The following is a 22,066-nucleotide window of genomic DNA, read 5'->3' as shown; positions in this document are numbered from 1 at the left end:
AATAAGCCAATAGCCAACAGCTATATACAACCTTTAGGGTGGTTTTAGCGGTGGGGCTCACCTGTTCCCATTCCGAACACAGAAGTTAAGCCCACCAGCGCCGATGGTACTGCGAATAGCGGGAGAGTAGGTCGCCGCCAGTTTTTATTTAAAAGTCTCATAGATTAAGTTCTATGAGACTTTTTTTTGCAATAAACTGAAGAAATCCGGGCTCAAAACTCAAAGATTTATCTTTGCCTATTGCCTATTGCCTATTGCCTATTGCCTATTGCCTATTGCCTATTGCCTATTGCCTATTGCCTATTGCCTATTGCCTATTGCCTATTGCCTATTGCCTATTGCCTATTGCCTGAAATAGAGCTCCGGAGGAGCGAACTGGTAATAGCATTACAATGTGATGCAGAGATCACGAGCCCCGTAGGGGCGGTCTGCTAATCACAGAAGATAGTTTTGTATTTTGTATCATTACGATACCGAAGCCGTCTGTGCTGTTCTGATGGAAGAAAGCCATCTCCTTAAATAATGCAACGATCTTACTTTTTAGAATATCTTTGATGTTTTTTAATATGACTTAAGATCTTAAATCTTATTTCATGGTTAATATAATATTCATTTTATATTTGAAGCAACCAGTCTGGATCCTCCAAAGTACAAACTGTATAGAGATTAATAAAGAAAGAAAATAAAATTTAAAATCAGTATAAAAATTTGCGCTCTCTGCAAAATCTGCGAGAGATTATCAGAATAATATATATTCCTGTATTTTATTTAAAAAGTAGAATTACTTTTAAGGGATCAAGTCCGCCGATTATTTTACGTCTCTTACATTCAATTTAAAATTATAAAAAAATTAATCAAAAATATCTGAATTTTTTTGAAATTCTCTATATGCTTTAATTTTGCTAAAACACTAAAACACTAAAACACTAAAACACTAAAACACTAAAACACTAAAACGCTAAAACGCTAAAACGCTAAAACGCTAAAACACTAAAACACTATTTCATCAATGTGGATAAGTATGAATAACCTTTTAATATAAAACAAACCAATAAGTTAGATATCAAAGTTTCCCACAATTGCGATTCTATTTTAATTTTATGTTAAATAAACTTGTTTGGTATTAAGTAAAGAACCTATCTTTGCCCCACTGAAAACGAGAGGAAGTAGGAAGCGCAGAAGAGCCTAAAACAAGGCCAATAACAAGAAACACTTTTAGATAACAAACGATTACATCAAACACAATTTTATTTAAGCTAATTGCAAAATTAAATTAGATAAAAAGTTGTGAGATTAGAAAAGTTTTGTATCTTTGCAGTCCGGTAAAACGGGGAGCAGGAGTGAGATTGACGGAGTGGAAATAAAGAGAATTAAGGTCATCAAAAAACTTTAAAAAATCTTTAAAAAGATTTGGTCAATTAAAAATAAGTTATTACTTTTGCACACGCAAATACGGGGTGACACTGACAGAAAGATTGTCCCATTAAAAAGCGAAAGAACGAAGTTCATTGAAATACAATATAACAACCAAGTAAGGAAAAACTAAAGCGTTAAAAAAACTTTGAGTGAGTCAAGAACAAACATACAATGGAGAGTTTGATCCTGGCTCAGGATGAACGCTAGCGGGAGGCCTAACACATGCAAGCCGAGCGGTAGAGATTCTTCGGGATCTTGAGAGCGGCGTACGGGTGCGGAACACGTGTGCAACCTGCCTTTATCTGGGAGATAGCCTTTCGAAAGGAAGATTAATATCCCATAATATATTAACTGGCATCAGTTGATATTGAAAGCTCCGGCGGATAGAGATGGGCACGCGCAAGATTAGATAGTTGGTGAGGTAACGGCTCACCAAGTCAATGATCTTTAGGGGGCCTGAGAGGGTGATCCCCCACACTGGTACTGAGACACGGACCAGACTCCTACGGGAGGCAGCAGTGAGGAATATTGGACAATGGGTGCAAGCCTGATCCAGCCATCCCGCGTGAAGGACGACGGCCCTATGGGTTGTAAACTTCTTTTGTATAGGGATAAACCTTTCCACGTGTGGAAAGCTGAAGGTACTATACGAATAAGCACCGGCTAACTCCGTGCCAGCAGCCGCGGTAATACGGAGGGTGCAAGCGTTATCCGGATTTATTGGGTTTAAAGGGTCCGTAGGCGGATCTGTAAGTCAGTGGTGAAATCTCATAGCTTAACTATGAAACTGCCATTGATACTGCAGGTCTTGAGTAAGGTAGAAGTAGCTGGAATAAGTAGTGTAGCGGTGAAATGCATAGATATTACTTAGAACACCAATTGCGAAGGCAGGTTACTATGTCTTAACTGACGCTGATGGACGAAAGCGTGGGGAGCGAACAGGATTAGATACCCTGGTAGTCCACGCCGTAAACGATGCTAACTCGTTTTTGGGTTTTCGGATTCAGAGACTAAGCGAAAGTGATAAGTTAGCCACCTGGGGAGTACGTTCGCAAGAATGAAACTCAAAGGAATTGACGGGGGCCCGCACAAGCGGTGGATTATGTGGTTTAATTCGATGATACGCGAGGAACCTTACCAAGACTTAAATGGGAAATGACAGATTTAGAAATAGATCCTTCTTCGGACATTTTTCAAGGTGCTGCATGGTTGTCGTCAGCTCGTGCCGTGAGGTGTTAGGTTAAGTCCTGCAACGAGCGCAACCCCTGTCACTAGTTGCCATCATTGAGTTGGGGACTCTAGTGAGACTGCCTACGCAAGTAGAGAGGAAGGTGGGGATGACGTCAAATCATCACGGCCCTTACGTCTTGGGCCACACACGTAATACAATGGCCGGTACAGAGGGCAGCTACCTAGCGATAGGATGCAAATCTCGAAAGCCGGTCTCAGTTCGGATTGGAGTCTGCAACTCGACTCTATGAAGCTGGAATCGCTAGTAATCGCGCATCAGCCATGGCGCGGTGAATACGTTCCCGGGCCTTGTACACACCGCCCGTCAAGCCATGGAAGTCTGGGGTACCTGAAGTCGGTGACCGTAACAGGAGCTGCCTAGGGTAAAACAGGTAACTAGGGCTAAGTCGTAACAAGGTAGCCGTACCGGAAGGTGCGGCTGGAACATCTCATTTTAGAGCGTCTTAAGACGTAAAACAAAATTAGTGTCCTAGACACACTGTACTTACTTCAAAGTAAAGCTTTAGTTTTTTGTTTGGTTGATATATAAAAAAATACAAAACCCACTAGAAATTAGTAAAGGGAAGAGATTTTAGTAAGAAGTTAGAGGTTAGCAATTAGAAGATAGTTTACTATCGACTAAAAACCGACAACCACGAACTAAAAACAAAGTCTCGTAGCTCAGCTGGTTAGAGCGCTACACTGATAATGTAGAGGTCGGCAGTTCGAGCCTGCCCGAGACTACTAATTAAAGCGGATAGCAATTAGCGACTAGCTTCTGGCCAAAAGCCAATAGCAAAAAGCCAAAAGCTAAAAGCACTAGAGGGGAATTAGCTCAGCTGGCTAGAGCGCCTGCCTTGCACGCAGGAGGTCAAGGGTTCGACTCCCTTATTCTCCACAGTTTTGGAGGTTTAGTTTAAAAGTGACGATTGGAGCCAAAAACAACAATTGTTTACTAAACCAAAAAGAAGACATTAAGATCATTGACATTAACGGTAAAGACATCACAAAGAGAAAACCGAGCACTTATAAGTGCTTGAGTAACCTAAAAATAGGAAAGAAATCGTTAAGGGCGTATGGCGGATGCCTAGGCTTTCAGAGGCGACGAAGGACGTGGTAAGCTGCGAAAAGCTCGGGGGATTGGCACACACGAATAGATCCCGAGATGTCCGAATGGGGCAACCCGGCAGGTTGAAGACCTGTCACCTCGTAAGAGGAGCAAACCCGGAGAACTGAAACATCTAAGTACCCGGAGGAAAAGAAATCGAAGAGATTCCGTAAGTAGTGGCGAGCGAAAGCGGATTAGCCCAAAAGTCTATATATATTTAGAGGAATGTTCTGGAAAGAACAATCATAGAAGGTGATAATCCTGTACTCGAAAGGTATATATAGATGATAAATGAGTATGGCGGGACACGTGAAATCCTGTCTGAATATGGGGGGACCATCCTCCAAGGCTAAATACTCCTGAAAGACCGATAGTGAACAAGTACTGTGAAGGAAAGGTGAAAAGCACTTCGAATAGAAGGGTGAAATAGAACCTGAAACCGTACGCCTACAAGCGGTCGGAGCCCACAAGTTGGGTGACGGCGTGCCTTTTGCATAATGAGCCTACGAGTTAATTTTACTAGCGAGGTTAAGGACTTCAGGTCCGGAGCCGGAGCGAAAGCGAGTCTGAATAGGGCGGATAGTTAGTAGGATTAGACGCGAAACCTTGTGATCTACCCATGGGCAGGTTGAAGCTTTGGTAACACAAAGTGGAGGACCGAACCGGTTGACGTTGAAAAGTCTTCGGATGACCTGTGGGTAGGGGTGAAAGGCCAATCAAACTGGGAGATAGCTCGTACTCTCCGAAATGCATTTAGGTGCAGCGTCGCAAATGAGTTTATTAGAGGTAGAGCTACTGATTGGATGCGGGGGTTTCATCGCCTACCAATTCCTGACAAACTCCGAATGCTAATAAATGTTCTGCGGCAGTGAGGGCATGGGTGCTAAGGTCCATGTCCGAGAGGGAAAGAACCCAGACCAACAGCTAAGGTCCCCAAATATATGTTAAGTTGAAGCAACGCGGTTGGACTGCATTGACAGCTAGGATGTTGGCTTGGAAGCAGCCATTCATTTAAAGAGTGCGTAACAGCTCACTAGTCGAGCGGTCCGGCATGGATAATAATCGGGCATAAACATATTACCGAAGCTATGGATTTGTATTAATACATCTGGTAGGAGAGCATTCTGTTTGCGCCGAAGCAGTATCGTGAGGTATTGTGGAGCGGACAGAAAAGAAAATGTAGGCATAAGTAACGATAAAGGGGGCGAGAAACCCCCTCACCGAAAGACTAAGGTTTCCTCAGCCATGCTAATCAGCTGAGGGTTAGTCGGGACCTAACGCGAACCCGAAAGGGGTAGTGGATGGACAATGGGTTAATATTCCCATACTTGCTCACACTAAAAAGGGGACGGTTCGACGTAGCTATTGAAGACGGACGGAAGTGTCAAGGCCTAGCCTTCGGGCGAAGCTGTTATAGTGAAATCGGATCCAAGAAAAGCCGAAGTGAAGCAACCCGTACCAAAACCGACACAGGTGGTCGAGGAGAGAATCCTAAGGTGCTCGAGTGAGTCGTGGCTAAGGAACTAGGCAAAATAGTCTCGTAACTTCGGAAGAAGAGACGCCAGCAGCAATGCTGGCCGCAGTGAAGAGGCCCAGGCGACTGTTTATCAAAAACACAGGACTCTGCTAAATCGAAAGATGCTGTATAGGGTCTGACACCTGCCCGGTGCTGGAAGGTTAAGGAAGGGCGTTAGCGTAAGCGAAGCGTTTGACTGAAGCCCCAGTAAACGGCGGCCGTAACTATAACGGTCCTAAGGTAGCGAAATTCCTTGTCGGGTAAGTTCCGACCTGCACGAATGGTGTAACGATCTGGGCACTGTCTCAGCCACGAGCTCGGTGAAATTGTAGTATCGGTGAAGATGCCGATTACCCGCAATGGGACGAAAAGACCCTGTGAACCTTTACTATAACTTCGTATTGACTTTGAGTAAGTAATGTGTAGGATAGGTGGGAGGCTTTGAAGCAGGCACGCTAGTGTTTGTGGAGCCGACGTTGAAATACCACCCTTTACTTACTTGGAGCCTAACTTCTTTTAGAAGGACATTGCGTGGTGGGTAGTTTGACTGGGGTGGTCGCCTCCAAAAGAGTAACGGAGGCTTTCAAAGGTACCCTCAGCACGCTTGGTAACCGTGCGTAGAGTGTAATGGCATAAGGGTGCTTGACTGTGAGACCAACAAGTCGATCAGGTGCGAAAGCAGGACATAGTGATCCGGTGGTTCCGTATGGAAGGGCCATCGCTCATAGGATAAAAGGTACTCCGGGGATAACAGGCTAGTCTCCCCCAAGAGCTCACATCGACGGGGAGGTTCGGCACCTCGATGTCGGCTCGTCACATCCTGGGGCTGGAGAAGGTCCCAAGGGTTGGGCTGTTCGCCCATTAAAGTGGCACGCGAGCTGGGTTCAGAACGTCGTGAGACAGTTCGGTCTCTATCTATTGCGGGCGTTAGATGTTTGAGAGGGCTTGATTCTAGTACGAGAGGACCGAATTGAACAAACCTCTGGTGTATCAGTTGTACCGCCAGGTGCACCGCTGAGTAGCTACGTTTGGAAGAGATAAGCACTGAAAGCATATAAGTGCGAAACTCGCCTCAAGATGAGACATCTTTTAAGGGTCGTGGGAGATGACCACGTTGATAGGCTACAGGTGTAAAGTTGGTAACAGCATAGCCGAGTAGTACTAATTACCCGTAGATTTATAGCCTATTGGTTATTATTAAAACAAGCCTTATAAGTGCAGCCTTGGTTTTGCCTTTGTGATGAAATTTACCGATAAAACGCTAATGGCCAATGGCAATAAGCCAATAGCCAACAGCTATATACAACCTTTAGGGTGGTTTTAGCGGTGGGGCTCACCTGTTCCCATTCCGAACACAGAAGTTAAGCCCACCAGCGCCGATGGTACTGCGAATAGCGGGAGAGTAGGTCGCCGCCAGTTTTTATTTAAAAGTCTCATAGATTAAGTTCTATGAGACTTTTTTTTGCAATAAACTGAAATGAAAACTCAAACAATCTATATCATTTATTTTTGCTAGATGCTAGATACAATACGTTTCTATGACCCTGACCTAATGATATGATAGGAATTTATCTTGCCTTGGACTAAAGCGCCGTTTCGTACTCTCCTTGATAACTTTAAAGATTATTCACTTTTCTTGCAATGACAAATGTGAATAAGAATGACATCAACCCTAGCCTCGATAGTAGCGGTTACCCCGCAGTTGGGTTGGAGAGTTTGGGAGTGGATGGATTTAGAAACGGGGAAGGAGGGAAAGCAGTGGAGCGAGGAGTATGAGCGGATAGCGAGATTGAGCTCCTAGAAAATTATATTTTTATATAAATAATTTAACACATCTAAAATTTTTTAAGTTGGATTTATATTTTGGGGATTGTTTATTTATTTTAATTATTTGATTAATCGTTTAAATAAAAAAATCATTAAAAATCCAACATTAAGGACTTTATGTAATTTGGTTAAAAATTTTATTTTATCACTTAAATGTGATTATTTTTATTAATATATTTAAAATAAATAATTAATGATTCTGCATAATTTTAATATGAATCATTTCTATTTGTTAAAATATATTAAAATATTAGTAAGTTTATACCAAATCGCATTTTATGAAAAAAACTATTTTTAAGATTGGATTACTTCAATCCACATTATTTTGTATGAGTGGATTGTATGCGCAAAATAGTGATTCGCTTAAGACATCTAAAATTGATGAAGTCGTTGTCACCGCTTATGGTGTGAAAAAAGAAAAGAAAGCTCTTGGATATTCTTTCCAAGATGTAAAAGGCCAAACTCTTGTCGATGCTAAGGAAAACAATGTTACTAATGCTCTTGTTGGTAAGGTTGCGGGACTTCAAGTGATAAAAGGAGGTTTTGGTCCTGGATCGTCTTCGAGAATCAATTTAAGAGGCTTTAATTCGTTTGGAGGAGATAATCAACCTTTGATTGTTGTTGATGGCGTTCCTTTAAGCAATGGCTTAGGATCGAAGGTTAAACAAAATGGTAAAGACTTTAATAACGATTTTTGGAATCCTGATCTTGATATGGGGAATGGATTGAGCGACCTTAATCCCGACGATATCGAAAGTGTTTCTGTTTTGAAAGGTGGTGCAGCTTCTGCACTCTATGGTGCGAGAGGTGGAAATGGTGTTATTTTGATTACTACAAAAACCGGTAAGAAAAAAGGTGGTATAGGAATTAATTATTCTACCAGTTTAGGTTTTGAAAATATTTTTATGAAACCTGATTTGCAACATAGCTTTGCGCAGGGAAGTAATGGGCTATCTAATCCGACTGGTGTTGATAATACATCTTCTTGGGGACCCGCATTTGAGGGTTCGGATATGACGGTGCATGATAATTTAAAAAACTTTTTTAGAACAGGGACAAATACCCAACATACTTTAAGCTTTCAGGAAAACTTAGGAGAAGGAGCGAGTTTGTATACCTCTGCAAATTATTTAAGCAGTAATAGCCAGATTCCTAATTCTAAGTATGAAAGGTTCAATTTTATGGGTAAAATGAACGCTAATTTCGGGGCTAATAAAAAATGGACTACGGAAGTGAAAGCTCAATATATGAGCGTAAAAGGTAAGAATAGACCTTCTGGGGGACAAGGAGATGGGAACTATTATCCGCAAATTCTATTGATGCCACAGAATATCGATGTGAGAGATTATCGTGAAGGTCAAATGCAGAATGAAGTTACGTCACGCTGGATTACTTCAAATGGAATTAATCCTTATTGGTCGGCTTATAACAGTCTCAATGAAGATAAAAAAGATCGTTTTTTATTGAACGGTTATTTAAAATATCAGTTTAATAGCTGGCTAAATGCAGACGTAAGATTAGGAACGGATTTTTATTCATTAAATTCAGATGCAAGAGTTTGGACAGGTTCTTCCCGCAAAAATTCTTATTCGACGAGCCAAGAGAAGTTCTATGAAAATAACTATATAGCAAGTTTAAACGCCAAAAAAGATAATATTGTTGGAAAATGGGGAGGATCGCTTTCGGTTTACGGACAAATGATGGAAAGTAGAACCAAAGCGCTTTATTTTACAACGCAAAATCTTATTCTTGCTAATGTTTTCAGTACAACTAATACAAGTGATTTGGCTTCGCTTACGACGACTGAAGTTGATCAATGGAAAAAAATTAATTCAGTATTTGCAGCTGGGGAGATTAATTATGATGGATATTGGTTTATCAATGCCACTACAAGAAATGACTGGTCTTCAACTTTAAATAATACGAACAGATCTTATTTTTATTCTTCGATAAGCACATCTTTAGTTTTAACGGATATGCTAAAAAAACTAAACGGGACAAGTTCCAAAGTGCTGACTTTCGCCAAACTTCGTGCAGCATATTCGGCAACGGGGAATTCATTGGGGCCACAACAGTTGTATAATACATATTTTGCTTCTACCGATCCTACGGGACATATTACTTTAACTAGGAATAAAATACTTTTTGATTCAAATCTGCATGCAGAGAAATTAAAGACTTTTGAAGTGGGAGCAGACTTGAAATTCTTTGACAGAGTTTCATTGGATATAAGTTATTATAATAATAATGCAACAGATCAATTGATCGCTATTCCAATTAATCCGCTTTCAGGATATGAAAGAAAGATGATCAATTCTGGAGGTCTTCATAACAGAGGATTTGAATTTGTTTTGAATACGGATATTTTTAAGAAAGAAAATTTCACTTGGAATGTAAATGCTAATTTTTCAACATTACAAAGTAACATTGATAAAATTGACGGAAATATCACAAAATATGCTTTAGGAGGATACGATACTGTTGGAATTTTTGCTGAAGTAGGAAGACCTTATGGAGCTATTTATGGAACTAAGTTTTTGAGAGTTGAAGATCCAAACAGTCCTTATTTTGGAAAATTAATTGTAGGAACTAATGGATTACCCATTGCAACTTCAGATAGTCAGTATTTAGGAGATCAAAGTCAAAGGGCTTTATTTGGTTTTACGAATAGTTTTAATTATAGAAATTTCGGATTATCATTTTTAATTGATGGAAGAATTGGAGGTAAATTTTTCTCATCCACCCAAAACGCATTACAGAATGCTGGTCTTGCCGCAGATACAGCTCCAGGAGGAAGACGTGATAATTTTGTTCTTGATGCTGTTGTTCAAAGTGGAAATAGCTATACAGCGAATACTACTCAAATTACACAACAGGATTATTGGACGGCAGTAACGACATCAGGAGGAAATTTGGGAATTAATGAACAAAATATCTACGATGCAACCAATATTCGTTTAAGAAATATTCAACTGTCTTATAGTTTACCTAAAAGTGTTTTCCAAAAAGTTGCATTACAGAGTGCAAAAATAGCTTTTACAGCAAATAATGTATGGATGATTTACAGTAAGTCAAAAGGGATAGATCCGGAATCGGTTTTTGCGATCAATTCTAATGCTGTAGGATTTGAAAACCTCGCATTTCCTACCTCAAGATCATATTTATTTACCATTACTCTAGGATTTTAACACCAATAAAAAATTGAAACAATGAAAAAATATATCTTATCCATCTTTGCATTAACGGTACTTTCTGTTTCATGCAATGATTTTGAAGACATCAATAATAATCCTTTTGCTGTTGATACCAATAAAGCAGAACCGGAATATTTTTTAAATAACTCTATTCTCGGAGCTCAACAGGATCCTAATATCGCCGAACGAGTTTTTGTCTTATATTGGAAAACAGCGGGAAGACAACATTTAACAACAGGAATTGCAGGAGGAACCTATGATGATTCCTGGACGTCTGAATATTGGAAATATATTTCCGAATGGTTGAATAATGCCAACGGAGCTATTCAGCTTGCCAACGAAAAGAAAGCACTTGGACAAGGAAAGCCTTATTATGATAATATCATTCAGGTTTCTAGAATTTGGAGAGCTTATTTGATGAGCGAATTTTCCGATAATTTCGGACCACAACCTATTCAGGCATTTCAAGGAACCAATCCTACTTTTAATTCAGAAAAAGAAGTATATTATTTTATTTTAGATGAATTAAAAGAAGCAGTTTCAAAAATGGACGTAACTCAAGGTGTTCCTTCAAATTCGAATGCTTATGATATGGTTTACGGATTTAAATGGAGCCAATGGGTAAAATATGCCAATTCCATGAGAATGAGAATTGCCATGAGAATTGCCGAAGTAGATCCTGCAAAAGCAAAAACGGAATTTGAAGCAGCAGCCAATTCTAATATGTTTATTGCGACAAGCACAGATAATTTTAAAGTTGCAGAAAAACCGGGTTGGGATGCCCTAACCGGAGTGATGTCCAGAGAATGGAATTCTCAGATTTTATCAGCAACTTTAAATAATATTTACATTGGCTTAGGCGGAATCAATTCTGCAAATCAATTACCAGCATCGCAGGCTTCGGCTATAAAAGCTTCTGATTATATTGGAATTAAATATGATCAGCAATTTACAACCATGACCAATGATCCAAGTGCTGGTTATTGGCTGGATGGGCTTCCAAATAAAATTGACCCAAGGGCATACAAAACGTTTTATATTCCTGGAGATCTTACAAGTCCGATCTATTCATTATATCCGACATATACGAATCAGGCAACGACCAATCATGGTGATCTTACTTTTGCAGATAATTCTAAAATTACCATTAATACTGTAAATACCTGGAATGCGTATACCATAGGAAACTGGGGAGTAAAAGGTCAGCGAAACGGATTGAGGAATGTTGTAGGCTGCATGCCTGCTTTGGGAAAACAGTACAGAGAAAGTACCAATTCCAGAATATTTTTCGCGAGTTGGGAGTCTTATTTTTTAATTGCTGAAGCTGCTTTAAAAGGCTGGAATGTTCCAATGAGCGATGAAGCGGCCTATAATAAAGGTATTCAGGATAGTTTTACGTATAATAATGTTTCGCAGTTTTACAGTCAATATATAACTTCCACAGATTATAATAGGGATGGAACTTCGGTTTCTTATAGCCATACAGCAGAGCCCGGAGCAACGCATACCATGCAGTATAAAGATCCCGCAACCAATAATCTGATTTCTGTGGCAATTAATTATCCGGTCAATACAATTTATAAAAACGGAGCATTTAAAAATGATAAATTAACAAAAATTATTACCCAAAAGTACATTGCCAATATGCCGTGGTTACCTTTGGAATCTTGGAATGATCATAGAAGATTGGGTCTTCCTTTCTTTGAGAATCCTGCTATTGAAACGCCTTTAGTTAATTTACCAAACTTGAATTCAGGAAATTATATGACGAATTCTATTAAAAATTTCCCGCAAAGATTAAGATATCCAAGTACATTTAGAAATACGGATCAAACTGGATATGATAAAGCTGTTCAGCTTCTAGGAGGTGAAGACGCTGTTCTCACTCCCCTTTGGTGGGCAAAACATTAAAATAAAAGCGCAAATTTTATTTTTCATGGAGTTCTTTTCAAATTTTTGAAAGGGACTTTCTTTGCTTTGAACTTTTCTTATTTAAATTTATATCCATACAATTTGTCACTCCCATGCGATCTTGGGGATAACAGATTGTGATATTTTCTCCAATGTTTAATTGTGTGACTGCAACCCTAGCCCCGATTGGAATGAAAATCCTTTTTTGCAAAAAAAGATTGTAATGGAAAGCGGGAAAAGCTTCAAATATATTTATGGAGCAGCAATCGTAAAAACAACCAAACTATTGTAAGTCGCAGCAGGAATCGTCACAGAAACGCCCGACAACTCCAATTGTACAGGAATATTAGTATAAGATGCCAATGTCAAAACTGCTGTAATTCTAAACAATTCAACATCTGTAGACAAAGGAATAGTTGTATAATTTGTTCCTCCTGTAATCGTACAACCAACACATGAGGTCGTTCCGTTTCCGGTTCGTCTCGCCTTTAAAACAAGATTAGAATTCCATGTCGGGTTAGCCAGATAATGCACACTTACTTTTCCGTTTCCTAATAATAAAGGAACACTTGCATCCAATAAAACCTGATTGGTAGCGCTTTCGTAAGTTCCTGCATAATTAGACCCGGCTTCAGTTATGGAGGGAATTGAAACCGTCCAGTTTGTTCCGCCGACAGTAATTGTTCTTTGTGATTTTAAATTAAAACTTAAAATTAAAAGAATAATGAATATGCTTTTTGCAATAAATGAATGCCTAAAAAAATTATAGTAAAACTTCATTTCTTTTAATTTTATTCTGTGATAGTATAAGTAATGACAACGGGAGTGTTCGTTCTCGCAGACAGATTCGCATAGGTATTGGTTGTTAACGTGATGGTCAGTCGATGTCCGTTGTTTGCGCCGTTTCCTGTGAATGCTCCACCAATTCCACTGATGATAGTTTGAGCTGTCGTCGTCAACGTAACTTGTGCAGTAGGTGTTCCCAAAGTTCCGCCTCCTGAACCAGAGGCTGCGGCTGCCTGAATTTTAATATCAACTCCAGGAATCACCTGATTGATGGATGCTGTAATTCTTCTGGTTAATCCTCCTGATGCAATTGCAGACGTATAATTGATCCATTTTGTGGTATTGGCAGAAGGTGCAGTTACAGAGTTTCCTGCTTCGGTTGGAGCAGTGTAATTAAGACTTATGGCTCCGGTTGGTTCGATATCCATTAAAGTTACAACAGGCAAAGTCACAGCAACAGATCTGTTGCCCGTAGTTTGTGAAAATATTTTACAGGAAATTATAAGAACGGTTAAAAATATAATTTTGAAATACATCATTTTTTCTTCTTGTTTTCGTTGTAACTTACCTTGATGGTTTCCTGTTGGTATTTTATTTCAGATTGCTGTTTGATAATATTAATGGTTATTTTTTTTGTTTCTGATGGTTTTAAATTAAATTCAAACTGATCGACCGGAATTTTATACCGTTTATCCAAACCATTTCTATACACTTTTACTTTCCAGTCACCGGGACGCAGATAAGTAAAATCAAAACTTTCTCCGATAATTCCCATTTTTCGGAAAACCTGATCTCCGCTTGAAACTTCAAGAATGATATTGTCTTTTTTCTTTTTGTCTTTATTAAATGAATATCCTGCAAAACTTGCCTGTCCTGTTTCCGAATATTGAATTTCTCCTTGAATTTTAGCCGCACTTGTCAGCCCAAAATTGAAAATATTTTCTTTATTTGCTAAAACTAAAGAAGCGGGTACATTTACATTTGGAATATCATTAATATCAGTTGAAGATCGGTCAATCTCTAAAACATAATCTCCTGGAATTACATTTTTAAATATAAAATTTCCGCTTTTGTCCGTTATAGATAAATGATTTCCTAATTGTAAGCGGATTCCCTCGACTTTTTTCACACCAAGATTGTTGATATTTCCGGAAAGAGTTGTGTAATCTGCAATTTTCTGAGTGGGAACATTCATTCTTAAAGTATAGCGAAGCGAAAAAATGAAGTCTTTATTTCCCAATTCACCTCTTTGCAAAGCATATCGACCCGAAAGATCGAATTCATGACCTCGGAAAATCTGTTGATGAAAAAGCAATTCAAAAAGATTTCGGTCGGCGAAATATTCTTCCGGCATATAATTATTTTGATAGAACAAACTAAAGTTAGTTTTGTCTGAAAGCCGGCTTAAAATTCTCATACCATAATAAAACTGCTTCTGATTGAGCATCTCATAACGCGAAGTAATCGCATAACTTCCAAAAATATTAAATGAAGTTCTAAATTTTTCAAAACTAATATTAGCAGAATAAATACTTGAATTTCCAGAAAATCCACTCAAATAATTGTTGGTTTTTCCAAATTGCCCTTCAATATTTATCTGAAACATTCCGATTTGCTGATCGACTGTTGCGCGGAAGAATCGTTCTTTATAATCAAATTCTTTTGGCATTAAACGGTCTTCGTATCGTTGAAATCCGTTGTATAACATCAACGAGCCTTTTTTTGCATATTTATATTGTAAACCATACTGCAGAAATTTTCGGTAAGGAGCTGCTAAAAATAACGTATCACGCTGAAAATTTCTCGCATCCTGAACGTAATTAGCTATAATATTTATTCTTTTCGAAAGTTTATATTGAAGATTTCCGTTAAAATTATTGGTGTTGTTAAAATATCCTGCATATTCGGGACTCGATCTCATGTACATGACATTTCCACTTAATTTTTCAAAATTAACGATGGCTTGAATCATGAAAGCTGTTCCGTCGGTTCTGTCGGTTTTGCTGTAGGAAGCTTCTCCTGAGACTTCGATATTTTTATTTAATTTGAATTTTCCGGTAACATAAGGTAAATGTGCATTGGAGTCCAATCTCACATTGGTAAAACTTAAACCAATATTTTCCGTACGCGGAATTTTATACAGATATCCGGCGGTGATTTCCGATTCTTTTGCAATTTTATAAGTTGAATAAATATTAAATTCATCTTTAATATCTCTGAAAAATCTCGGATGATTGTAAAAACCACCAAAGCTGATTTTCTTTAAATCAAAACGAATTTCCGCACCGCGACCGTATCTCGCATACTCAGTTAAGAAAGATGATGAATAATTTTTATCTCCTAAATGAATATAGAAATCCTCTCTTCTGTAATTGATAAAATATTCTTCGTATTGTGTAAAAGAACTGAATTCCACTTGATTTTTGGTGACCGCATGAAATTCAATCTGATTTTTATTGTCTTTATCCAAACTTCCTTTTCCATAAATTTCTCCCTGAAAACCGTCATTATATTCACCCCGATTTCTCATTCCAATAAAAGATAGGGAAGCAGCAACAGGTAATCTGTGAAAAATATCTTCTTCAACAGGTTTTACCGAAATAATTTTTACGCTTGTATAAGCGGTCTGATTTTCTTTTGGATTGTCCGCGGAATAAACTGAAAGATTTAGATTTTGATATTCATTTGTTCCAAGATTAGGATTTGTGATTTTTTTGACCGTGATGATTTTGCTTTCTCCCGGAGGTAAAATTAATGATGAACCTTCTTCAACAACTGCATTTTTACTTTCGAGCAGTAAACTTTCGGAGACATTTCCGTTATTTTTTAAAAGAAAAGTAGATGAAATGATTTCTCCAGCTTTTACAAATTCAGGAGAATGTAAAGGATTTAAAGTGATTTTTCTGCTTCCTGTAACAAAGAAATCTGTCTTTTTAATGAATTTTTCACCTGTTGTTTTTTCTGTTCCGTTGAGAAATACAGAATATTTTCCTTGTGGTGTTTCTGTTGCGATTTTTAAGGGAACGATATAAATATTATTTTCATTAGAGGAAATTTTCAGTTCTCCATTTTTTAGAATCGGTGAAATATGAGGACTGGAAGTATCAACTTTAATGTCATAAATCTTATTTTCCGAGGTCGGATTTTCTATCGTAAAGGAAATAGAAGTAGAGGTTCCCGGCAGCAGACTATCTTTTTTGTTGACAAAATTTTCTTTTTGAGCAAAAATGAATACTGGGAATAATATGAATAGATATAAAGCACAATTTTTAATCATTCTTTACTTCTAATTCCACATTGAGAGCAAATGCGTTTTCATCTTCATCGGTGGCGATGAGTACAGCATTGTATTTATCAGGCGGCATTTTGCTGATATCAATATGGAAAGATTTTGAGGTTTGTGGTAGTAATCCCAATGCCTGACTGGAAAAATTACCAAGTTTTTCTCCTGTTTTTTTGTTATAGATCTCAATATTTGCGGTTGGTTTGCAATAGAGATTTCCTTGGTTGGCGATGGCAACTTTTAAAATTTGTTTTCCATCTTCTTTTTCAATTTTTACATCTTCAAATTTCAGATCGGGTTTTGCTTTATCAGAATTTAAATCCGTAATCACCTGAATCGCATAGCGAATAATCGACGTGATATTTACGCCTTGTTTATTATCATTAGGTTTAATTTCTTCAACAGGTTCTACCATAATCACACTCCAATAACTTCCCGGTTCGGAAACATTGTTGGGAACGGTGATTTCATAAAATATTTCTGTTTTTTGTTTCGCTTTAAGAGTTACGAGATTGGTATTCATTTTAATCCAATCTGTATTTGTTTTATCGTTGGTATGAGGAGCTGAATAATAAATCGTTCCGTCTGATTTATAGCTGTAATCCTGAAGAAATAATTTTACACTTTGTGATTGATTGCCTGTATTTTCTATTTCAATTTTTCCTTTGTAAACTTTTCCATTTTCGACCTGATAAGAATGTGAAAGCCCGTTGAGAACAACAATACCTGCTTTCAGAAAATAGAATTGAAAGATAAAAATTGACAAAAAGAGAATGCGCTTTATCATAATTATGTAAAGTTTGGTGTTTAAAAATTGATAATACAAGACCAAGAAGAAAAGAGGACTATTTCTTCTTGACTGTATATATATGAAATTGGGACAGTTAGTTGTCCGAAATCGTGTAAGTGACTGTAGCAACAGTAGTTGCAGTTGCTTGTAGATCTGCATAGACTGCAACTCCACCAGGTCCGCTTCCCGCAGCCAGAGCATAAGTCAGATTATGCCCGTTATTGGCTCCGTTTCCTGTGTATGCACTTCCAATTCCTGAAATGATTGTTTGATCTGTTGCGCTCAAAGTCAGCTGAGCAGCAGGAGTTCCCAATGTTCCTCCGCCGGAACCAGTAGCTGCAGCCGCAGTAACATGGATATCGATTCCCGGAATAATTGCGTTTACTTTTACGGATACATTACGGGTAGGATCTGCAACGGATTTTATAGAAGAGTAATTCAGCCAAAGTGTACTGTTAGCAGCATTTGCAATGACCGGATTTCCTGCTTCTGTAGGTGCTGTGAATCCCAGAGTGATGTTTTTGGTTGCAGCAGGCTCAATGTCAACCAGTGCAACTTCGGGTACAGAAATCGTTACAGTGTGATTGTCGGTGTTTGTGTCTTGTGCGTTCATCGCTGATGATGCGAAAGCAATCAAAGACAATGTTACAATTGAATTAAATTTTTTCATGGCGGTATATTTAGTAGGGTGAAGTTAATAAAATTCAACAAAGTATGAAATATTTTTAACAATAATTTTTTATGCTTGTTATTCGTTATCAGTATTTTAACATGTCACTTTGAGTTAATGAAGAAATATTTATGCGTTTTATTGCTTTTCAATTTAAAATTTTATGATCTGAGTCAATAAAACAAAAAGTCTTACACTTTTTTAAGTATAAGACTGTAAAAATTTCTCTTGTAGGTCTAATTAAGCCCAGTGTGGATCGGAAACAGAAGTCTTTCCATTTTCAATTCTTCCTGCAAAATGCCAAAAATTTTTTCCTGAAATTAATTTTAAATCATACCAACCTTTCATTTTACTTACATCAATAGTTATTTTTTCTAATAATCCATTGGCTGAGATTTCGCTTTTCTTCTTTTCATAAAGATTTTCTAAATCTATTTTTGTGGCAGTACTTTGCTTTTTATACCTTTCAATTATCAATTCAACCTGATTTTTTGATGGAATATTCATCAACGAAATTCCTAGTTCAGGATTATTTTCGCCTGAAAAATGTCTGTAAAAACCATTCGGCCCAAAAATTTCATAATCATATTTTCCCGATTTTACAGTATGCGACAATTCCTGTTTTGAATATAAAGCATATGAAAAATGGAAACTGTCTTTATTAAATTGTGTCCTGTCGTAGACTAATAAAGGAACAGCCCTTTCTTTTAAATTAATCATCGAGATTTTTCCATATCCCAAATTCACTTGATAATCATAGGGGAGCGGATTGGAAGGTTTTAAACCTCTTTCCTGAATTTCCAGTAAATTTTTATTTAATTCATTTTCAGAATACCATTTCAGATTCGGAACAGGTTTGTTTTTCGCTGAATTGATTGTTTGGGCGTAATCTTTTTGATTTAAATAATCCATCTTAGGAATTTTTACATTTGATGAATTAAAAGCTGAAGTCAAATCTCCACAAATTGCCCTTCTCCAATCACTGATATTTTCAACGGTAACATCTTTTTTAAGCTTCTTCTGAATAAATTTCTCCAAAAATTTTAAAACAGAAGTATGATCGGAAACCTCGGAATTTACAAAACCGCCTTTCGTCCATGGTGAAGCAATAATCATCGGAACGCGATACCCCAAACCTACAGTTCCTTCAATTTTTTCATAATCTTTTAAATCTGGTGAAGTCATGTATTCCTGATTGATGCTTACATATTCCGCGCCTTCTTTTCCGTCAAAATCAATCAATTGAGTCGGATTCATCGGTGGTGCGAAAGGGAGAACGTGATCGAAATATCCATCATTTTCATCATAATTAATAATGAAGATTGTTTTTTTCCACGTTTCAGGATCTTTAGTTAAAATATTTAAAACCTCAGAAATATACCATGCTCCGTACCAAGGTGAGCCGGGATGATCCGAAAAATGTTCCGGTGCAACTAACCAGGAAACCAATGGAAGTTTTTTTTCCTCAACATCTTTCCTGAATTGGAACAAAATATCACCTTTCGGAACGACCAATCTTTCTCCGGTTTCGTCTTGCCCGATTTCTAAATTCCAAAAATCGGGATCGTTGGAATTGTTGGTAAATGCTTTCTCATGAAGATTTTTTTCAAACTGTGAAAGTTTAGCAAAATTATCGGGATGATATTTAACTTTATCTTCTTCCAACTCGGCAATCATTTTTTCCAATCTTTCTTTCTGACTCGGATTTTTTTCGATTTCCTTTTTTAAATTGAAAATAATATTCGGAATGTTCTGATAATAACCTTTTGAAAATTTCACATTAAATCTTGAAAACCATTCAATCGGGTTGTCTGTAAAATTGCTCAACCAAGCTTCCTGTTCACCTGACATTCCTTTTGGAAGACTGATTTCATTCTGGTAAATTTTCCATGAAACATTATTTTCTTCTAAAATTTCAGGAAAAGTTTTCCATCTTGCCTGATGATTTTTATCGTAATCGATGTTTTCATTATAAACATTCGCCTTTACTTTTCCATTTTTTTGTTCACGCAATGTTCCCGACCAATGGAAAAGCCGGTTGGGAGTTGTACCCGTTAAAGACGAAGAAAAATATTGATCAAAAATGGTAAATGCATCTGCCAATTGATAATAAAACGGGAGATCTTCACGATTGTAATATCCCAATGTCAACGGAATTTCTTTGTAATCTTTATTTCCGGAGGCTTTTGCCTGAAGCCATTGATCGTATTTTCCTTTATTCAAAGCCTTTTGCTGGTTATCCCACGAATGTGGAAGTGAGCTCATCCATGTAGATTTTGTATTTCTTAAATCCAAACGCGCCGGAGCTGCATATTTTCCTGAATCACCTTTTTGAAAAAACGCTGAGTGACCATCGGGTTTTGTAAAAGTTCTTTGATCTAAAAATCCACGAACGCCTTTCAAAGCTCCAAAAGCATGATCGAAAGAACGGTTTTCCTGCATTAAAATCACAACATGTTCCGCATCATAAAAAGTTGATTCAGCAGCGGGATCTATCGTTAAAGCCTTTAAAATAGAAGGATGTAAAACCCCCGAAGTTCCCAAACCCGCTAAAAGTAAACTCGATTTTTCTAAAAATTCTCTTCTGTCCATTTTATATAGTAATACAAAGAAACCGCAAGTTAAGAGGTTTTTCCTGCGATCTATTTTATTTAATGTTAAAAAATGTTTAGATTTTAAGATTTAGAACCTACTTAAAATTCCCCAATGTATCTTAATATCATTAAACTTAAAAGGATTTCCAAATTCATTACCATTGGAAAGTTGGAAGCTCATTAGTCCGATCGGAATAAAGAAATTGAAACCGAGCCCGACACTATAGAGTTTGGGTTTTACATTTAGAGATTTGTTATTGAGCTGTCCATATTGCCCAAAGAGATCGAAGAAAGCCTGATTTCCGATGAGGTATCGGTATTCTAAACTTCCATAATAATAAAAGTCGGCGGCGAGGGAATTTTCATTGAAACCCCGCATGGAATTCCAGCCTCCAAAACGATATAATTCGTTGGCAGAAAACTCAATTTTTGAGTCCATCATTGCGCCTTCCGCTTTTATATTGAGGAAATGATTTCCATTGATATGATAATTGTGCTCTCCAAAAAAGTAGAATTGATTTTGAGGAGCTTTAATATTATCTTTCGTATAAGTCGTTGTTAGATAATCATATCCGGCGTTGATTTTTGTTTTGTAAAGAAACAGATCAATATCCGTAGGTTCGATCATTTCAAACCAAACCCCTATTCCTTTTTTGTTGTAATCTTTTCCCTGAACATACAAAGTATCGATGATGCTGGAACTTTCAAATGTTCCCCTTAGACCAATTTTATTTCTTGAATTCACATGATAATAGAATGCCGGCAACGCCTTCACATTGGCAAAAGTCGAGTCCTGTCTGAAGATATTTACTTTCATATTTAAACCGACATTAGATTTAAAAAGATAAGGAATATCAGTCTGAAGATCGAAAGTCTGTCCTTTATCAGGGTTTCTTTGCCAATACAAATTAACGGCTTCAAAACCGTTGAACATATTTTTAAAATTAACGTTCAGGGTTCCGTTTAAAGTAAATTTATCCGTTTTATCGTTTCCGAAACCGATCACCCCGTCAAAAGTATTCGTTTTTTTCTTTTCCATAAAGAGGTAAATACTGGTGGAATCTTTTGTAAATAAGGTTTGCGGAGGTCTTTCCAATGATATGAAAGGGTGGCTCTGGAAGTTTTTATTAATGGCGATCAGATTTTTGTCGTCGTAAGTTTTTCCTTTAAATTCTTTTTCGAGATTTTTGATAAATCTTTTGGGAACGCTGGTATATCCTTTTACAACAAATCCGTCGATGGTTCTTTTATCGTTTTTATTGATGTCGAGTTCGACAATCGGATAACCATTTTTCTGACCTTTATATTTCGACTTAATTCTGCTGAATGCAAAGCCATCATCAATATAAGTTTTATTGATACTTTTTTTGGTTGAATCTAAATTTTTAGTGAAAAATTCTTTCTGATTTTTAGTTTTAGCAATAATAGAATCCGAAAGATTGACGTAAGTGATATTGAAATTTTTTCCTTTGTCGTAAATAATTTCTGTGCTGTCGCCTTTTACTTTTACTTCTTTTAATTTGGTGAAAAAATAATTATTCTGAGCCAAAGAATCCAGAAATTTCACCGCAGAAGCGGAATCTTTTACCTTTTTTTTGAGCTTCGTTTCTGAATCTATTAGGAAATATTGTTTCTTTTGCGCCTGTACAAAAACGCAAAACAGTACAAAAAATATTTTCAGAAATAACTTCAATTAATACAAAAAATTAAAAAAATCTTGTTTGTCATTCCGTAGGAATCT

9 protein-coding genes, 2 tRNA genes and 4 rRNA genes are annotated in these 22,066 nt (G+C 37.3%); 8 read left to right on the top strand and 7 right to left on the bottom strand.

What is annotated here, in order from left to right; all coding sequences use genetic code 11:
• Positions 1–34 precede the first annotated feature (34 nt).
• From rrf (ACKX2A_RS09765) to ACKX2A_RS09730, 8 genes are all read left to right on the top strand, one after another.
• A 5S ribosomal RNA gene (gene rrf, locus ACKX2A_RS09765) occupies positions 35–143 on the top strand.
• Between the two features lie 1,441 nt (positions 144–1,584).
• A 16S ribosomal RNA gene (locus ACKX2A_RS09760) occupies positions 1,585–3,101 on the top strand.
• Between the two features lie 215 nt (positions 3,102–3,316).
• Positions 3,317–3,390, top strand: a tRNA-Ile gene (locus ACKX2A_RS09755).
• 80 nt (positions 3,391–3,470) lie between these two features.
• Positions 3,471–3,544: transfer RNA gene (locus tag ACKX2A_RS09750), tRNA-Ala, on the top strand.
• 158 nt (positions 3,545–3,702) lie between these two features.
• A 23S ribosomal RNA gene (locus tag ACKX2A_RS09745) occupies positions 3,703–6,455 on the top strand.
• Positions 6,456–6,580: 125 nt separating this feature from the next.
• Positions 6,581–6,689: ribosomal RNA gene (gene rrf, locus ACKX2A_RS09740) — 5S ribosomal RNA — on the top strand.
• Together the 16S, 23S and 5S rRNA genes with 2 tRNA genes alongside form the textbook arrangement of a ribosomal RNA operon.
• Positions 6,690–7,375: 686 nt before the next feature.
• Positions 7,376–10,285 (top strand): SusC/RagA family TonB-linked outer membrane protein, encoded by a 2,910-nt coding sequence (locus ACKX2A_RS09735; RefSeq protein WP_415329227.1) that lies wholly within the window; start codon positions 7,376–7,378, stop codon positions 10,283–10,285.
• A gap of 21 nt (positions 10,286–10,306) precedes the next feature.
• On the top strand, positions 10,307–12,202 hold the full coding sequence (locus ACKX2A_RS09730; protein ID WP_415329226.1) for a SusD/RagB family nutrient-binding outer membrane lipoprotein: 1,896 nt from the start codon (positions 10,307–10,309) through the stop codon (positions 12,200–12,202).
• Between the two features lie 252 nt (positions 12,203–12,454).
• On the opposite strand, the gene ACKX2A_RS09725 is transcribed toward ACKX2A_RS09730, so the two are convergent.
• From ACKX2A_RS09725 to ACKX2A_RS09695, 7 genes are all read right to left on the bottom strand, one after another.
• Positions 12,455–12,982, bottom strand: coding sequence for a hypothetical protein (locus ACKX2A_RS09725; protein ID WP_415329225.1), 528 nt, complete (start codon positions 12,980–12,982; stop codon positions 12,455–12,457).
• Positions 12,983–12,993: 11 nt separating this feature from the next.
• Complete coding sequence (locus tag ACKX2A_RS09720; protein WP_415329223.1) at positions 12,994–13,527, bottom strand: hypothetical protein; 534 nt, start codon at positions 13,525–13,527, stop codon at positions 12,994–12,996.
• Positions 13,524–16,265, bottom strand: coding sequence for a hypothetical protein (locus tag ACKX2A_RS09715; RefSeq protein ID WP_415329222.1), 2,742 nt, complete (start codon positions 16,263–16,265; stop codon positions 13,524–13,526). Before ACKX2A_RS09715 ends, ACKX2A_RS09720 begins: the two co-directional genes overlap by 4 nt.
• The gene (locus ACKX2A_RS09710) at positions 16,258–17,037 is read right to left on the bottom strand and encodes a WxL protein host-binding domain-containing protein (protein WP_415329221.1); all 780 of its coding nucleotides are present in this window, start codon (positions 17,035–17,037) and stop codon (positions 16,258–16,260) included. Before ACKX2A_RS09710 ends, ACKX2A_RS09715 begins: the two co-directional genes overlap by 8 nt.
• Before the next feature lie 118 nt (positions 17,038–17,155).
• A complete protein-coding gene (locus tag ACKX2A_RS09705) occupies positions 17,156–17,731 on the bottom strand; it encodes a hypothetical protein (RefSeq protein WP_415329220.1) in 576 nt (191 codons plus the stop codon).
• Positions 17,732–17,971: 240 nt separating this feature from the next.
• Entirely contained in the window at positions 17,972–20,323 is a 2,352-nt protein-coding gene (locus ACKX2A_RS09700; RefSeq protein WP_415329218.1) for a phosphocholine-specific phospholipase C, read from the bottom strand.
• Positions 20,324–20,413: 90 nt separating this feature from the next.
• Positions 20,414–22,018 carry a hypothetical protein gene (locus ACKX2A_RS09695; protein WP_415329217.1) on the bottom strand — a complete coding sequence of 535 codons (1,605 nt, stop codon included), beginning with the start codon at positions 22,016–22,018 and terminating at the stop codon, positions 20,414–20,416.
• Between the last annotated feature and the right edge of the window lie 48 nt (positions 22,019–22,066).

The organism is Chryseobacterium sp. MMS23-Vi53 (assembly GCF_047651245.1).
Lineage (GTDB): Bacteria > Bacteroidota > Bacteroidia > Flavobacteriales > Weeksellaceae > Chryseobacterium.
Note: the sequence above shows the minus strand (reverse complement) of the source record. Positions and strands in the feature narration are given on the sequence as shown.

What these genes read in the sequence shown, in the direction of transcription:
- ACKX2A_RS09735 (WP_415329227.1), top strand. Translation starts at nt 7,376, where the DNA reads ATGAAAAAAACTATTTTTAAGATTGGATTACTTCAATCCACATTATTT.
- ACKX2A_RS09730 (WP_415329226.1), top strand. Translation starts at nt 10,307, where the DNA reads ATGAAAAAATATATCTTATCCATCTTTGCATTAACGGTACTTTCTGTT.
- ACKX2A_RS09725 (WP_415329225.1), bottom strand. Translation starts at nt 12,982, where the DNA reads ATGAAGTTTTACTATAATTTTTTTAGGCATTCATTTATTGCAAAAAGC.
- ACKX2A_RS09720 (WP_415329223.1), bottom strand. Translation starts at nt 13,527, where the DNA reads ATGATGTATTTCAAAATTATATTTTTAACCGTTCTTATAATTTCCTGT.
- ACKX2A_RS09715 (WP_415329222.1), bottom strand. Translation starts at nt 16,265, where the DNA reads ATGATTAAAAATTGTGCTTTATATCTATTCATATTATTCCCAGTATTC.
- ACKX2A_RS09705 (WP_415329220.1), bottom strand. Translation starts at nt 17,731, where the DNA reads ATGAAAAAATTTAATTCAATTGTAACATTGTCTTTGATTGCTTTCGCA.
- ACKX2A_RS09700 (WP_415329218.1), bottom strand. Translation starts at nt 20,323, where the DNA reads ATGGACAGAAGAGAATTTTTAGAAAAATCGAGTTTACTTTTAGCGGGT.